The organism is Streptosporangiales bacterium (genome assembly GCA_009379825.1).
GTDB lineage: Bacteria > Actinomycetota > Actinomycetes > Streptosporangiales > WHST01 > WHST01.
In genome coordinates, this window is sequence record WHTA01000027.1 from 12341 (window position 1) to 27708 (window position 15368).

General features: G+C 71.7%; 16 protein-coding genes and 1 pseudogene. 3 read left to right on the plus strand and 14 right to left on the minus strand.

Translation table 11 applies throughout. The features are described 5' to 3' along the window. Window positions 1-24: 24 nt before the first annotated feature. From GEV07_15055 to GEV07_15110, 12 genes and pseudogenes are all read right to left on the minus strand, one after another. Window positions 25-903 carry an inositol monophosphatase gene (locus tag GEV07_15055; GenBank protein ID MQA03980.1) on the minus strand — a complete coding sequence of 293 codons (879 nt, stop codon included), beginning with the start codon at window positions 901-903 and terminating at the stop codon, window positions 25-27. Continuing rightward, window positions 864-2030: an alpha-D-ribose 1-methylphosphonate 5-triphosphate diphosphatase gene (locus tag GEV07_15060; GenBank protein MQA03981.1), complete on the minus strand. Its 1167-nt coding sequence runs from the start codon at window positions 2028-2030 to the stop codon at window positions 864-866. Before GEV07_15060 ends, GEV07_15055 begins: the two co-directional genes overlap by 40 nt. Next, window positions 2027-2797, minus strand: a complete 771-nt coding sequence (locus tag GEV07_15065) for an ATP-binding cassette domain-containing protein (GenBank protein ID MQA03982.1) — start codon at window positions 2795-2797, stop codon at window positions 2027-2029. Before GEV07_15065 ends, GEV07_15060 begins: the two co-directional genes overlap by 4 nt. A gap of 12 nt (window positions 2798-2809) precedes the next feature. Further along, a pseudogene (locus tag GEV07_15070) lies at window positions 2810-4560 on the minus strand (ATP-binding cassette domain-containing protein). Between the two features lie 5 nt (window positions 4561-4565). Next, window positions 4566-5759, minus strand: a complete 1194-nt coding sequence (locus GEV07_15075) for a phosphonate metabolism protein PhnI (GenBank protein MQA03983.1) — start codon at window positions 5757-5759, stop codon at window positions 4566-4568. Then, entirely contained in the window at window positions 5759-6364 is a 606-nt protein-coding gene (phnH, locus tag GEV07_15080) for a phosphonate C-P lyase system protein PhnH (protein ID MQA03984.1), read from the minus strand. The genes GEV07_15075 and phnH overlap by 1 nt, the downstream gene beginning before the upstream one ends. After that, complete coding sequence (phnG, locus tag GEV07_15085; protein MQA03985.1) at window positions 6364-6780, minus strand: phosphonate C-P lyase system protein PhnG; 417 nt, start codon at window positions 6778-6780, stop codon at window positions 6364-6366. The genes phnH and phnG overlap by 1 nt, the downstream gene beginning before the upstream one ends. 20 nt (window positions 6781-6800) lie before the next feature. Next, window positions 6801-7532: a UTRA domain-containing protein gene (locus tag GEV07_15090; protein ID MQA03986.1), complete on the minus strand. Its 732-nt coding sequence runs from the start codon at window positions 7530-7532 to the stop codon at window positions 6801-6803. A 65-nt stretch (window positions 7533-7597) separates the two neighbouring features. Continuing rightward, window positions 7598-9268, minus strand: coding sequence for a phosphonate ABC transporter, permease protein PhnE (gene phnE / locus GEV07_15095; protein MQA03987.1), 1671 nt, complete (start codon window positions 9266-9268; stop codon window positions 7598-7600). A gap of 6 nt (window positions 9269-9274) precedes the next feature. After that, on the minus strand, window positions 9275-10075 hold the full coding sequence (gene phnC / locus GEV07_15100) for a phosphonate ABC transporter ATP-binding protein (protein ID MQA03988.1): 801 nt from the start codon (window positions 10073-10075) through the stop codon (window positions 9275-9277). Then, complete coding sequence (gene phnD, locus GEV07_15105; GenBank protein MQA03989.1) at window positions 10072-11106, minus strand: phosphate/phosphite/phosphonate ABC transporter substrate-binding protein; 1035 nt, start codon at window positions 11104-11106, stop codon at window positions 10072-10074. Before phnD ends, phnC begins: the two co-directional genes overlap by 4 nt. A 39-nt stretch (window positions 11107-11145) precedes the next feature. Continuing rightward, complete coding sequence (locus tag GEV07_15110; GenBank protein ID MQA03990.1) at window positions 11146-12120, minus strand: hypothetical protein; 975 nt, start codon at window positions 12118-12120, stop codon at window positions 11146-11148. Window positions 12121-12185: 65 nt separating this feature from the next. On the opposite strand from GEV07_15110, the gene GEV07_15115 reads away from it, so the two are divergent. Then, window positions 12186-12476 (plus strand): hypothetical protein, encoded by a 291-nt coding sequence (locus GEV07_15115; protein MQA03991.1) that lies wholly within the window; start codon window positions 12186-12188, stop codon window positions 12474-12476. Window positions 12477-12680: 204 nt separating this feature from the next. Here the strand turns inward: GEV07_15115 and GEV07_15120 are convergent, their stop codons facing one another. Further along, on the minus strand, window positions 12681-13295 hold the full coding sequence (locus GEV07_15120) for a TIGR03086 family protein (protein MQA03992.1): 615 nt from the start codon (window positions 13293-13295) through the stop codon (window positions 12681-12683). 22 nt (window positions 13296-13317) lie between these two features. Continuing rightward, window positions 13318-14322, minus strand: coding sequence for a sigma-70 family RNA polymerase sigma factor (locus tag GEV07_15125; protein MQA03993.1), 1005 nt, complete (start codon window positions 14320-14322; stop codon window positions 13318-13320). A gap of 169 nt (window positions 14323-14491) precedes the next feature. Here GEV07_15125 and GEV07_15130 point away from each other — a divergent pair, with 169 nt between their 5' ends. Both GEV07_15130 and GEV07_15135 read left to right on the plus strand, forming a co-directional pair. Then, the gene (locus GEV07_15130; protein MQA03994.1) at window positions 14492-14920 is read left to right on the plus strand and encodes a DoxX family protein; all 429 of its coding nucleotides are present in this window, start codon (window positions 14492-14494) and stop codon (window positions 14918-14920) included. A 16-nt stretch (window positions 14921-14936) separates the two neighbouring features. Further along, entirely contained in the window at window positions 14937-15341 is a 405-nt protein-coding gene (locus tag GEV07_15135) for a glyoxalase/bleomycin resistance/extradiol dioxygenase family protein (GenBank protein ID MQA03995.1), read from the plus strand. The last annotated feature ends 27 nt before the right edge of the window (window positions 15342-15368 follow it).

Sequence of the window (15368 nt, forward strand, 5' to 3'; positions counted from 1 at the left end):
GTCCCCCGCCCATTTGGATTCGGGCTACGACGGCGGCCGGCGGCGAGCCGTTCCCTGCGGCGACCTCGGCGGGTCGGCCAGCAATGCGGCGAGGTCGTCGGCCAGTTCCGGGGTCGCCGCCACGACGCCGCTCCAGCGGCGGGTCAGGTCGGTGTCGAACTCCAGCGGCCGGCCGTGGACGTCGCGTACCGCGCCGCCGGCCGCGTCGAGGAGCACCACGGCCGCGGCCAGGTCCACCAACCGGTGCGTGTCGGTGCAGGCGTCCGCGAACGCGTCGGTGGCGCCGGTGGCGACCAGCGCGGCCTCCAGGCACGAGGAGGACAGGACCCGCACCCGTCCGGCCGCACTGGCCGCCCGCCACCAGGCGGCGGCCGCCGTGGCGTTCGCCGGGTGCGGCCGCAGCAGCGATACGGCGGCGCCCGGCAGCTCCGTCCGCCCGCTTGTGCGCAGCCCCGAGCTGCCCGCACCTGCGACCGCCCACCACCGGCTGCCGGTCTCCGTCCACACGGTCAGTGCCTGGGTGAACGCTCCGTCATCCACCAACGCTGCGCTGAACGCGGACAGCGGCACGCCGGCGGCGGCGTTGGCCGAGCCGTCGAGCGGGTCGAGCACCACCGTGTACGCGGACCCGCGGTCGAGCCAGCCGCACTCCTCGGACAGCACGTTGACGTCACCGGTCACGGCGAGGATGGCGGCCTCGACGATCTCGTCGATGCGCATCGTCGCGGTGCCGTCCGCCCCGCGCCCGACGGAGGCGGCCAGCTCGGCGCGGTCGTGCCGTGCGCGGGCGTCGTTCGCCGCGGCCACGCCGGCCGCCGCTGCGCGCAGCAGCGCCGGGTGCAGGACGTCCTCGGCGGCCACGGTCAGCTCCCCACCAGCACCCGGTCGTCGACCGCGCTCCAGGTGGAGCGGACGGTCGGCCAGCCGGCGTCCTCGGTCACCAGCACCAGGTCCGCCCGCGCGCCGACCTCCAGCCGGCCGCGGTCGGCGAGCCCGGCGACCCGCGCCGCACCCCGCGTCACCAGCCCGACCGCGACCGGCAGCGGCGCCCGGCCGTCGCGGGCCAGCCGGAACGCGGCACCGATCATGCTGAACGGCATGTAGTCGCTGGACAGACCGTCGACGAGACCTTCGGCGATCAGGTCGGCGGCCGCGACGTTGCCGCTGTGCGAGCCGCCCCTGAGCACGTTCGGCGCACCGGCGACGACGAGCAGCCCGTACTCGCGCGCGGCGTGCGCGGCCGCGAGCGTGGTGGGGAACTCCGCCACGGCGACGCCGACGGCGGCCAGGTCGGCGACCTCGTCGGCCGTCACCGGGTCGTGGCCGAGCACCCGTACGGTGCCGTTGCGATGCACGAGCCAGTCGAGCGCCACCTCGCGGTGCCACACCCGGCCGTCGCGTTCGGCGATCCGCGCGGCCATCAGCTGGTGCGCGGTGGTCCGGTCGTGCTCGCCGAGGTAGAGCCTGGCGTACGCGTCGAGGTCGCGGAACTGGCCCTGCCCCGGCGTGTGGTCCTCGTAGCTGACCAACGGCGGCACGGTCTCTGCGCGGTAGTACTCCAGCGTCTCGCCGAGCGCGGCGAGACCGTCGGGGTCGCGGGCGTCCAGCCGGAACAGCATGCGGTGGTCGAGCTGTGCCTGCCCGTCGCACATCCTGGTCCTGATCGCCCGCTCCCGCACCAGCGCGCCTTCGATCGAGCGGTTCTTGCTGTCGTCGCCGTAGTACCCGGTGGCATGGAAGACCGTGGTGATGCCGGCGGCACGCACCCTGCCCTCGAAGCTGGCGAGGCCGAACCCGACGTCGAACTCCACGCCGGGACGCGGCTGTAGCTCCTTCTCCAGCCCGTCGCTGTGCGTGTCCACGAGCCCGGGCAGGAGGTACGCGCCACGCCCGTCCACCGCCGCGGGCGGCGGCGGGCCGGCCCGCTCGGCGACGTCCACGAGCACACCGTCCTCGGCGACCACGACCGCGTCGTCGAGCACCCGGTCGGGCAGCACCGCCCGCACATTGTGGATGCACAGCCTCGTCACCTGGCCACCTCGAGGTCGTAGGCGGGGTCGCGGAGGATCTCCGTCGGCGGGCCACTGGCGACCACCTGGCCGCCGCCGAGCACCACCACCCGGTCGGCCAGCCGTTCGATGGCCTCCAGGTCGTGGAAGACAGAAAGCACGGCGACCCCGGCGCCGGTCAGCCGCTCGATGAGGCCCAGCACGGCTTCCCGGTTCACCGGGTCGAGCGCGGACACCGGCTCGTCGAGCAGCAGCAGCCGCGGCGGCGAGATGAGCCCGGACGCCAGGTTCACCCGCTGCTTCTGCCCACCGGAGAGCACCGTGGGGTACATCGCCCACAGCTTGCGTTCGATGTTCAGCCGCTCGAGCGCGTCGGCCGCAGCCGACCGCGCGTCGCCCGCCGACATGCCGCGCGCGACGCCCGCGCCCGCGACCACGTCTGCGGTCGCCTTGCGCGGCTCGGTCTTCAGGAACTGCGAGACGTAGCCGATCTCCCGGCCGCGCAGCTTCGCGACCTCAGCGTCCGGCAGCGCCGCGAGATCGACCCGCGACCCGTCGCCGCGGCGGAACAGCACCTCGCCACCGCCTGGCAGGTACGTGCGGTAGACGCAGCGCAGCAACGTGGACTTGCCGGCACCGCTCGCGCCGGCGAGCACGACGTGTTCGCCCGCGTGTACGTCCAGGTCGACGCCGTCGAGTGCGGGCACCCGGCGACCGTCGATCAGGTGCAGCGTGAACTCCTTGACCAACCCACGGACCGCGAGCACCGGCTCCTCGGCAGCTGGCATGTCTGCTCCTCGTCATCCACGCGCGGCGGCGACCAACCGCTGGCTGTACGGGTGTTGCGGGTCCTCGAAGACCTGGTCGGTCAGGCCGGTCTCCACCGCGCGACCGTGCTGCATCACAGCAACCCGGTCGGTGAGCATCTCGATGACCGCGAAGTCGTGCGAGATGACGAGTGCGGCGAGCTGGAACTCCTCCAGCAGACCGCGGATCAGGTCGAGCACTCCCGCGGCCACCGACGCGTCCAGCCCTGTGGTCGGCTCGTCGAGGAGCACCACAGGTGGCTGGTTCGCCAGCGCCTTCGCCAGCTGTACGCGTTACCGCATACCGCCGGAGAAGGTGCGTACGAGGTGGTCCATCCGGGCCTCAGGCACCTCGGTGCGGCGCAGCAGCTCGGCGGCGCGGGCGCGGATCTTGCCGTAGTGCCGCCAGCCGCTCGCCGTCAGCGGCTCGGCGACGTTGCCGCCGGCCGTCACGCCGAGGTCGAGCCCGGCGGCGGGGTCCTGGTAGACGACGGACACCTGGTCGACGCGCAGCTTCCTGCGCACGGACGGCGACAGGTCGAGGATGCTCACCGCGCCGTCGCCGTAGCCGCGCAGGTAGACGCTGCCGGCGGTCGCCGTGTCGTCGCCGGCTATGCACCGCACCACGGTGCTCTTGCCTGAGCCGGACTCGCCGACCACGCCGAGCGCCTCGCCAGGCGCCACCTCGAACGACACGTCCCAGGCGGCGACGACCGCGCCGGTCGACGGGCTGATGACCGTGTCGTGCTCGGGCCCGGTGCCGGCGACCGCGGCCGCACCACCCGCGCCGTACACCCGGCCCAGGCCGGCCACCTTCAACGCCCACTGCGGCACCTCGCCGGCTGTCGCCGGGATCACCGCTTCTTCGGTCAACGTCACTGCGTCTCCTCCTCGCCGGTCGCGCGCCGCCTGTCGCACCAGTCGGTGTCGCTGCACAGCCAGCTCTCCGTGCCGTCGGCCGCCGGGGTGGAGACGAAGAACGCCTCCTCCGCCCCGCACTTGACGCAGCGCGCGCCGGGCGTGCGCTCGACCTCGAACGGCACGTCCTCGAACGTCAGCGGCTGCACGTCGGTGTGCGGCGGCACCGCGTAGATGCGTTTCTCCCTGCCGGCGCCGAACAGCGTGAGGTGCTCTGCGTGGTGCAGCTTCGGCACGTCCCACCGCGGGATCGGCGTGGTGGAGATGACGTAGCGGCCGCCTACCAGACACGGGTAGCCGGTCGACTTCGTGATTCCACCGTTGCGCACGATGTCCTCGTACAGCGCGACCCACATCCGCGAGTAGTCGGCCTCCGCGTGCATCCGCGTCTGCTCACGCATGTCGCGCTCGACGCCGCGCAGCGGCTCGGGCACAGGCACCTGCAGCACGAGCACCTGGTCGTCCCGCATCGGGTCCTCGGGGATGCGGTGCCTGCTCTGCACGATGGTCGCCGCGCGGGAGTCCGACTCCTCCTCGCAGCCGGTGTGCCCGACGATCAGCCGCCGCAGGTTCACCGCGTTCACGCCGGCGTCGTCGCCCTGGTCGATCACCTTCACCTTGTCGTCAGGCGCGACGATGCCGAGCGTCACCTGCAGGCCGCCGGAGCCCCAGCCGCGGGAGACCGGCATCTCCCTGGAGCCGAAAGGCACCTGGTAGCCGGGCACCGCCACAGCGGTGAGGATGGCGCGGCGGATCTCCCGCTTGCTCACCTCGTCGAGCAGCCCGAAGGTCTCCGCTTCTGCGGTCCCGTCGAGCACGTCGGCCATGGCGGTCATCGGGCCGGCTCCCTGTCGGCGGAGATCGACGAGACGCAGTCCATCTCAGGCGGCTGGTCGGCGAGCAGCTCCGCCATGGTGGCCGTCTGCTCGTCGTTCGCGGCCATCTCCGCAAGCGCCGCGCGCACGGCCTGCTTGCGTTCCACCATCGAGCGGAACGTCACGTAGTGCGGCAGCTTCAGGTGTTCGAGGAAGCCGGACGAGTCGAGCCCGTCGGTGGTCAGCAGGATCGACTGCTGCAGCGCCGACCGGCCACCGTCGCGCCACGCGGAGATGTCCAGGTTGGCCATGGCGATCGCCTTGCGTTCGTTGTGGCCGAGGCAGAAGCCGTAGCCGACGTCGAACTTCGTACGGTCCTCGTCCAGGCCGTCGAGGTCCTCGATCGCCTCGGTCTCGGTCGCCCGCACGGTGCCGATGTCGACCGGCTCACCGGTGTGCGGGTGCGTCACCCGCACCGGCAGGTAGCCGTGCCGCACCTCGCCGAGCGTCACCTCGTGGATGTAGCCGTCCGGGCCGAGGATGTTGCGGTACCACAGGTTCATCAGCGCACCGGTCTCCGCGCGCGCCATGGTGGCCAGCCACGCCGAGCGCGGCGCACCCGGCTTCGCGGGCTTCCTCGTGATGTCGTACGGCTGCGGGTCGTCGGGCAGCCGCCGGTCGACGGCGAGGTCCATCGACCGCAGTACGTCGAGCAGCCGCACCGGCTTGCGCAGCTCCCCGCCGCCGTCGTCGTCGCCCTCGGGCAGCGGCTCGTGCGCCAGCCGCGTCGCCTCGGCCTTGGCGTCCGCCTCCGGCGTGCGGTCGACCAGCCGGCCGGTGTAGTCGAGCGTGCGGCCGAGCAGCTGTGGTCCGGGTGGTGTGCGGTACGCGGGCACGATCCGGCGCAGCACGGTCATCTCGTTCGCGTGCACGGGCTCGCTGTACGCCAGCCGGGGCAGCGTCGACCGGTACGAGCGCACCAGCTGCGCGGCCTCGATCACGTCGCCCTCGGCCTGCCGGAACGCACGCGCCGCGAGTTCCGGCGCCCACAGCCCGCCCTCGCCCTGCACCCGGTCGACGGCCAGCCGCAGCCGCCCGGTCACCTGGTCGAGGCCCAGCCACGGGCCGTCGGCCGTGAGCCGCGACCGCTTGGTCAGTCGCTCGGCGGCGAGGATCGCCTCCAGCCCGCCACGGGCTCCCGCGTATCCCATCAGTTCTCCCTCGCTACTCGGACCTCGGTACCGCGCGGTATCGACGCCACGGTTCCGTCGGCGGCCACCAGATGGGCGTCGACGCCGGCGGGGAACTCGGTGTTCGCCTCGGCCAGTGCCCGCACCACCGCGGGATCGAGCCCGCGGACGCACAGCTGCCGAACGCCTGGCACGCCAGGGCCGCGCAGCGTCAGCTCCGTACCCGCGTCGCCCCCGATTGCCTCGACCGCCGCGACCAGACGCGCTGCGCTCTCCGGCGCCTCCGCTGTGCCGCGGCACAGCGACCGCACCTCGCCCGCGTCGACGGGGCGCAGCGCGACGACCAGACCGGCGTCGGCGAGTGCCGCGCGGCGCGCACCTGTGACCGCGAAGACGGCGTCCGCCCAGTCGTCGTCGGTGAGCACGGTCATGGTCACCTCGACGTCGGCGAGCGTCACGGCAGGCAACAGCGCCGGCGGCACCCCGGCAGGTACGGCGATCGTCGCCGGCACGCCAGGGTTGGCGAGGGTGTGCAGCAGCGCGTCGAACACCCGCTGCGCGGCGAGCGGGTCGAGCCGCGCCGCGCGGGCCTTGCGACCCAGGCTGGTCAGCTCGGTGACGGCCATCAGTCGAGCTCCTCGAACTTCACCTCGGTCGGCGCGATCGACGCCCACTCCGTTCGCGCGGCACGCGCCTCCCGCTCGGCCACCCGCAGGCACAGCGCGTCGACCGGCTCCCGTGCAGTGCCCTCGGCGGCCGCGTCGAGCAACGCCGCGGCGAGCGCGGCGCGCTTGTCGTCACCCATCCGCATGCACCAGCCGCGTTCGCCGGCGAGCTCCACCTCCACCTGGGTGACGAGCATCTCGCCGACGTAGAACCGTTCCTCCGCAACGGGTTCACGCAGCTGCAGCATGACCATGCCGACGTCCGGCCCGGACAGCACGACCGGCTGCTCGGCGATGGCGGCGAGCACTTCCTCGGCCACCGGGTCGAGCTCCTCGCGGGTGGCACGGGCGAGCAGCTCGGCGCGCCGCTGCCGCATCAGGTCCTGACTGGCGACTGTCACTGCCGTTCCTCCTCGATCTGGAAGACCTTGCGGATCACCTGCGGATGCGCCCAGCTGGACGCGTACTCACCGAGCTGCGTAGTGCCCTCGATGCGGTTGAGGCTCTCCGCGTACCAGCAGGGCCGGGGCGCCTCGTCGCCGAGCAGGCTGGCGACCGTCGTGTCAGGCACGTCGAGCGTCACCTGGTGTCGCCACCTGCGCAGCGTGATGCCGTAGACCTCCTGCAGCAGCGCATGCACCGACACGTCGTCGTCGAGGTGCTCCTCGATGTCGGGCAGCTGCTTGCCGGACATCCGCATGGTCGCGACGTTCGCGGGCACGCCGTCGACGAGCGACACCCGGTGGATCTCCACGATGTCACCGCCGTCGGCGATCTCCTGCTCGTACGTGCTGCCGCGGTCGGGCGCACGCCGGACGACGCCGAGCAGCCGGCTGCCCGGTGCGCCGCCTGCGGCCGCGACCGTAGCGGAGAAGCTCGGCGGCAGGTTCTTGTCGATGACGTAGTCGATCCGCCGCCGCACGAACGTGCCCGCGCCGCGCACTCGCCGTACGAGGTAACGCAGCTCCAGCTCCTGCAGCGCCGCCCGTGCGGTGATCCTGCTGACGCCGTGCGCCGCCACCAGGTCGTGCTCCGACGGCACCTTCGTGCCCGCCGGTGCGGTCTTCAGCTCGACGGCGAGCAGGTCGGCCAGCTCCAAGTAGGTCGGACGAGTTGTCATGACAACCATGCTGAGCCGGTTCGGTGAACACGGCCCGGCACCGGAGATGGCGCCGAGATGAACACCCGTCGGCCTTACGACAGCGCGGCGCGGAGCCGGTCGGAGACCAGCTGGATGGCGAGGATCACGACGAACAGCGCAGCGATGATCGCGCCCACCAGGTCGTACTCGAGCAACGAGAACGCCCGCGACATGGTGTAGCCGAGCGCGCCGACGCCGATGATGCCGAGGATCGGGATCGCCCGCACCATGGTGTCGAACGCGTACAGGATGCTGCTCGTCACCGCCGGCACCACCTGCCCCCACACGCCGACGACGAACTCCTGCGGTGAGCTGGCCCCGGCCGCGAACACGCCCTCGCGTGGCCCCGGCTGGATCTCCTCCGCCACGTCCGCGACCAGCTTGGCGAGGAACGGGCACACGGCGAGCGCGAGCACCAGCACCGCGGTCACCGGCTCCAGGCCGAACACCGCGATCGCCAGCACCGCCACCGCCGACTCGGGCACCGAGCGCGCGAGCACCAGGCCCGCCCTGGCGGGCACGTAGAGCAGGCGGTGCGGCGAGATGTTCGCCGCCGCCAGCATCCCCCACGGCACGCCGAACGCCACGCACAGCAGGATCGCGACGAACGCGAGCGCGAGCGTCTGGCCGACGCCCTGCACCAGCTCCACCCAGAACGGCACACCGGCTGGCGCGTCCAACAGGGTCGCGGCGGTGGGCAGGAACTCGAGCACCGTGCCACCGAAGCCGCGGGTTAGCTGCACCAGGTCGCCGACGTGGATGTCGACGAGCACAGCCGCGACGAGCACCACGAGCGCCGTACCGGTACCGAGCGCCCAGACCCGCCGGCGCGCAGACGTCCAGGGCACGACGAGCCGGGAGCGGTCGAACCGCGGTACGTCGGCGACCACGGTGTCCGCGGCGCGACCCGGCCGGTCGAGCAACAGCCCGCCCACCGTGCGCCGCAGCACGACGGACACCGCCTCGAAGAGCAGGCAGCACGCCATGATCACGATCACCACCATGGCCAGCTGCGCGTACGTCGTCGGTGCGCTGCCGTATCTCTGCAGCAGCGTGCCGATGCCGCCGGCGCCGACGAAGCCGAGCAGCGTGGCACCGCGGAAGTTGACGTCCAGCCGGTACAGCGTCGCCGCGAGGAACGCCGGCACCACCTGGGGCAGCACGCCCGCGGTCACCCGTTGCGTCCAGGTGGCACCGCCGGCGGCGACGGCCTCGAGCGCGCTCTCGTCGATCCGCTCGATCGCCTCCGTGAACAGCCGGCCGAGCATGCCGATCGAGTGCAACGCGAGCGCGAGCACGCCGGGCAGCGGGCCGATGCCCGTACTCACCACGAAGAACAACGCGAACGCGATGTCCGGGATCACCCGGCACACCACCACGACAGCGCGCGCGACCAGCCGAAGCGCCGGGTGCGGCGACGTCGGCCGCGCCGCCAGCAACGCGACGGCCGCGGCCGCCACCGTGGCCAACGCCGTGCCGAGCACCGCCATCCACAGCGTCTGGACAGCCGTAGCGAGCGCCTGCGGCAGCACCCCGGGGTCGGGCGGCAGGGCCCGGGCGGCGATGTCCGGCACCGCCGCAATGGACTGGCCGAGCCGACTGAAGTCGAAGTCCAGGTACGCCAGCGAGCCGACGGCCAGCAGCACGAACGTCAGCACGGTCGCCGGCGTCACCAACCGCCGGATAGTCAACGGCGGCGCGAGAGCCTGCGCAGGATTGCTCATCCCCGGTCAGACGTCCCGGTAGACGGCGTCCAGCCGCTGCCTGGCCAGCCCGTCGGCAGGCGCGTCGAGGACGATCGCGCCCGAGCGCATGCCCACCACCCGGTGCGCCCACTCGAGCACCAGGTCGACCTGGTGCAGGCTGCACAGCACAGTCAGCTCGTCCTCGCCGCAGATGCGGAACAGGATGTCGAGCACCTGCGCCGACGTCTCCGGGTCGAGCGACGCGACCGGCTCGTCGGCGAGCACCAGCGCCGGCCGCTGCATCAGCATCCGCGCGATCGCCACCCGCTGCTGCTGTCCACCGGAAAGCGTGTCCACGCGCTGGAACGCCCGGTCGCCGAGGCCGACCCGGTCGAGCTGCTCGATCGCCTCCCGCCGGTAGCCCTTCGGCCAGGTCAACACCCCGTACCGCGGGCCGCGTACGCGGCCGAGCGCGCCGGTGAGCACGTTCTCCATCGCCGTCAACCGACCGACCAGCTGGAACTGCTGGAACACCATGCCGACCCGGCGCCGCAGCGCCCGCAGCTGCGCGGACCGCAGCGTGCGCACGTCCTCGTCGAGCACCCGCACCTCGCCGGCGGACGGCGCCACCAGGCCGTTCAGCACCCGCAGCAACGTCGACTTGCCAGAACCCGACCTGCCCACGAGCGCGACCAGCTCGCCGCGCCGCACCGACAGGTCGAGCTGGTCGCACGCGAGCACCGAGCCGTACTTCTTCACCAACCCGCGCACGACCACCGGCTCCTGGCCGGCAACCGGCGCGGAGCCGGCCACCGCGGTGGCCGGCTCCGTGTGCAGGGCGCTCATGCTTCCTCGCCCTCGCACTGCTTGTCCTTCGTGACCGCGCAGACCCTGCGGATCGGCGCGTAGTCCTTGTCCTCGATCGGCAGGTAGCCCCAGTACGCCGCGTCGCTCGCGACCACGCAAGACTCGGCGTCCTTGCACTCGCCGCTCTTCACCAGCCAGTCCTTGTTGAGCTCGTCGACGAGGGTGCTGGAGATCTGGTTCCTGACCTTCTTCGGCAGGTCGTTGCGTACGGCGATCGGCGACTCAGGAATCGGCACGCTGCGCCATACCACCTTTATGTCGCCCTTCTTGATCCTGCCCTTCTCCGGCATGGTGTGCTCGACGTAGGTGTCGGCCGCGAAGCCCACGTCGCACTTGCCGGACTTCACCGACAGGATCGACAGGTCGTGCGCACCTGCCATCACCGGCTTGACGTCCTTGTCCGGGTCGATGTCGTTGTCCTTCAACCCGGCGCGGGGGAACAGGTAGCTGGACGTCGACGCGGGGTCGCCGAAGCAGACCTTCTTGCCCTCGAAGTCCTTGATCGACTTCACGTCCTTGTTGTCGCCCTGCGTGATGCCGTAGCTGAGGTACGTCGGCTGCTTCTTGTCCTCGGCGAGCACGGCGACCGGCGAGATCTTCGCACCGACCTTCTTCGCGAGCACGTAGCTGAACGGCCCGAGCACACCGATGTCCACGGTGCCTGACTTCAGGCCCTCGATCACGCCGTTGTAGTTGGTGGTCTGCTTGACCTCGACCTTCTTGCCGGTCGCCTCCTCCAACCGCTCGACGACCTTCTGGTACGACTGTCTCGGGTTGTCTTCTTCCTCGCTGGGGATGGCCGCGAACACCAGGGTGTCGTCACTGGACGCGGCTCCGGTGCCGCAGGCGGCCGAACCGGCCAGCAGCAGGCCAATGCCGACGGACGCGGTCAGATGTCGTAGGGCACGACGATGCATTCGTCTCTCCGATCGGGGATCGGCTGAACTTCGGGGGACGGTCCTGACGCTAGGCGCAAGTTGATAAGACAAGACGAGTCCCGGGTGAGGCATTGCCTACGGGTCGGTGAACGGCAGGAGACGGCTACCGGCTCAGCGACCCGCCTTGGCACCCATCCCGGCGAGGCCCATCAGCATGGCCAGCAGGACCGGCAGCTCCAGGTACGCGTGGTAGCTGGCCAGCGCCGCGTACACCGTGCGGCCCTGCTCGTAGTCGACGACGAACAGGACCACCAGCAGCGCGCCCACGCCGAGGCCGAGCGCCCACGCGCGCCAGCCGCGCAGCCAGGGTACCCGCGCGCCGAAGGCACGTGCCGCCGCCGGCGCGTAGCGCGGCAGGAACCACACCCACACCACGAAGTGCATCAGCTGCAGGAACGCGAACACGGTCAGGAACCGCAGCCCGACCGTGGTGCCCCACATCCCCGGCGGGGTCGTGCTCGCGGCGACCACCGCGGGCGCGCCGGCGAACTTCTCCACCGCCGCGGAACCGTCGGCCATCAGCCCGTCCGCGACGCCGGCGAGGATCAGCGCGGGGACGGCGAGCAGCCAGGCCAGCTGGGTGACGCGGAGCGCACGGCGCGGCCGGCGTGGCATGGTCGCGGAGAACTCCCACAGGAACGCCAACGGCACCAGGTTGTGCAGGTGCGTGATGACGACCACGTGGTACGCCGGCCAGCGCACGGAGGTCAGCACGGCGAGCACCACCACGGCGAGTGCGCCGGCCAGCAGCCACGGCCGGCGCCGCAACCCCAGCCAGGCAGCGGCGACGATGAGCCCGTACGCGAGCACGATCTCCGCCAGCACCGCCCAACCCCCACTGAAGACCGCGCCGGCGAGGCGACAGATGACAATGCCTGTGATGAGCGCGACGAGCAGGCGCAGGAACGTGCCGGAGAGCAGGGTGGCGAACCGGCCGCCGACGTACCGCAGCTCAAGCACGTTGTGCAGCACGCCGAACGCCATCAGGGCGAGCGCCGTGGTCGCCAGCGGTGCCCGCAGCGCCAGCCCGAGCGCCACCACCGCCACCAGCGCCAGCCCGACCGTGCCGACGAGCCGCGGCGGCACGTCGAGATGAGCTACGCCGCCGCGTTCGCGGTCACCCTCCTGGTCGAGCTGCCCGTCTACGGTGCGTGCTCGCCGGCAGGCACGGTGTGCGGCTGCGTACGGCCCTGCTCGCCGCCGTCGGCGTCAACGTCGTCACGCACCCGCTGCTCTGGCTCGGCGTGAGCCGCTACCAGCACACGGCCGGCGGCTACGCCGTGGCGTTCCTCGTCGGCGAGGCGTTGGTGTGCCTCGTCGAGGGGGCGCTGCTGTCGCTCACGCTGCGCCGCTACCGACTGCGGTGGGTGCTGTGGCCGGTCGCCGTGCTCGCCAACGCGGCCTCCGCCGCGTGCGGGCTCGTCCTCGCGGTCGTCGCCTGACGCGACGCTCACCGGCCGGGCCCTCGGTCGGGCGGCTTGCGCCGACCGGTGTTGCGGAAGATCAGCACCACGCCGGCGACGACGGCCGCCACCACCACGAGTACCAGCAGCACGATGACCACGATCCCCCCGACCGCGATGCCGGGAGGTGCCACGTCCGCAGGTGCGCTGAGCTCGCCGATCACCCGCGCAACGATACCGGGGTCAGGAGGCGCGCAGGAGCCACGACGCGGTGCGGTTCGCCAGCGCGCAGTGCGGGTTCCTGCCCACGTATGCCACCAGCCGGTCGCTGATGCTCGACCCGTACGGCAGCCAGACGGGGTCGGCGAACCGCCGGCCGCGGTCGGCGGTGTCGACGAACAGCGGGGTGAGCTCGAGCAGCTCGCCGGCCAGCTCCGGCGGGATCACCCGGTGGTGGCCACAGGCCTGCGCGACGTCCCACCCGTGTACGGCGATCTCCACCGCACCCACGGAAGCGGCGACGGCGGCCGTGATCGGCAGGCCGTCGACCGCGACCAGCCGCGGCTGCGGCGCCGCCGCCCACGCTCCCACCAGCCGACGGGCCCGCTGGCGCACGATCGCGACCAGCTCCCCGTCGGCCGGCGGCAGCCGTAGGGCGACCGACCCCACCTGCCCGCCGGCCGACTCGTGCAGCGCGAGCAGCGAGTCGTCGACGTGGTGCAACAGGTCGCGGAGATCCCAGTCCCGGCACGGGGTGGCATGGCTCAGCGCGTCGGGCGTGACCAGGTGCAGGCTGCCGAGCAGGTAGCCAACCGCCCGCTCCAGCAGCCCGACTCCGGCGAGCGTCGCCGCGCGCATGTCCACCACGACCGGTCCCCAGCTACGCGGCGGGGGTGTCGGCCGGCAGCGAGGCCGGCAGGCCGAAGGTCTCGAACAGCTTCAGGTCGCAGAAGCAGTGCACGTACGAGACGCCGTCAGGGGACATGGTGAGCACCGGCAGGTTGAACGGCCGGAACTCCTCGTCGTCGTTCTCACGCAGGTACAACCCGAACGCCGGCTGACCGTTCGCCCAGGTGGGGACCAGCCGCATCGAGTCGCGCCCCTTGGCCGGGCACTGCAGATCGATGAGCCTGGCGATGTCGTCCGGTCCCTGGAACCAGGCGTCGAACGGCGGCATCTCCCAGATCGCGTCCTTGGTGAACAGCTCCACCATGCCGGCGACGTCCTTGTCCTCGAACGCCTTCACGTACCGGTCGAGCAGCGCGCGCTGCTGTGCGTCGGTCGGCTCGGTCACCGAGTCCTCGGTGGGAGTGACCTGCTCCAGCTGCGCCCGGGCACGCTGCAGGATGCTGTTCACCGCGGTGGTGGTCGTCTCCAGCGCCTCGGCGACCTCCGCGGCCTTCCACTTCAGCACGTCGCGCAGGACCAGCACCGCCCGCTGCCGCGGCGGCAGGTGCTGCAGTGCGGCGATGAACGCCAGCCGGACGCTCTCCTTGGACCCGACGACACTGGCCGGGTCGGCGTCGCTCTCCAGCATGGTGTCAGGCACCGGCTCCAGCCACGACACCTCGCTGCGTGCCACGACGCCCACGGTGGGGTCACCGTTGGGCTCGCCCAGGGCGGTGGGCATGATGCGGCGGCTGCTGCTGTCCAGCGCCGTCAGGCAGGCGTTGGTAGCGATCCGGTGCAACCAGGTGCGTATGGACGACCGGCCCTCGAAACGTTCGTGGGAACGCCACGCGCGCAGGTAGGTCTCCTGGACCATGTCCTCTGCGTCGTGCACGGAACCCAACATGCGATAACAATGCGCAAGCAACTCACGGCGGTAGGTGTCGGTCTCCTTGAGGAAGTCCTCGCCCACCACGCGGTGGTCTGCCGTGGTCACGGCTATTCGCCTCCATCGATCTTGGTGTCACCCACCCGTGAGGAGCATCTCATGACGGTACAGACCCGGCGCGGAAAAGAAATTCATCGCGGCAACGATGACTTTCCGCGAGCACTGGGGTCGATACCCGTGACCGCAACACCGGGCGAGGCACCGAGAGGACACGACCATGACCGCCCAGACCACCACCGAACCCCGCACCGCCGGCCGCAGCCGCGGCCGCGGCCTGAACATCACGCTCTGGGTCGTCCAGATCCTGCTCGCCGCGTTCTTCCTCGTCGCCGCGGCGGTCCCGAAACTGATGGGTGAGGCGACGGCCGTCGAGATGTTCAGCGTGATCGGCCTCGGCCAGTGGTTCCGCTACTTCGTCGGTATCGTCGAGCTCGCCGGCGCCATCGGCCTGGTGATCCCCCGGCTGTCCGGGCTGGCCGCGACCGGCCTCGTCCTCACCATGATCGGCGCGGTCATCACCAGCCTGACCGTGCTCGACGCCGGCGCCCTGACCCTCACCCCCGCACTGCTCGGCATCGTCGCCGCCCTGATCGCCTGGGGCCGCTGGCCGCAGACCAAGTCCCTCGCCACCATCGTCCGCCGCTGACACCAAGGAGTATTCGATGCCCACAAAGATCTTCGTGAACCTGCCGGTCAAGGACCTCGACAAGTCCGTCGACTTCTTCACCAAGCTCGGCTACACCTTCGACCAGAACTTCACCGACGAGAACGCCACCTGCATGGTGGTCGCGGACGACATCTACGTGATGCTGCTGGTGGAGCCGTTCTTCCAGACCTTCACCAAGAAGCCGGTCGCGGACGCGACCAGCACCACCGAGGTGCTGCTCGGCCTGTCCGCAGACTCCAGGCAGCAGGTGGACGACCTGGTCGACAAGGCCCTCGCCGCCGGCGCGGCCGAGGCCAACGAGGCCAACGACCAGGGCTTCATGTACGGCCGCAGCTTCGCCGACCTGGACGGCCACATCTGGGAGGTCATGTGGATGGACATGAGCGCCGTCCAGGGCTGACCCCGCCACACCCACAGGGACCACGGG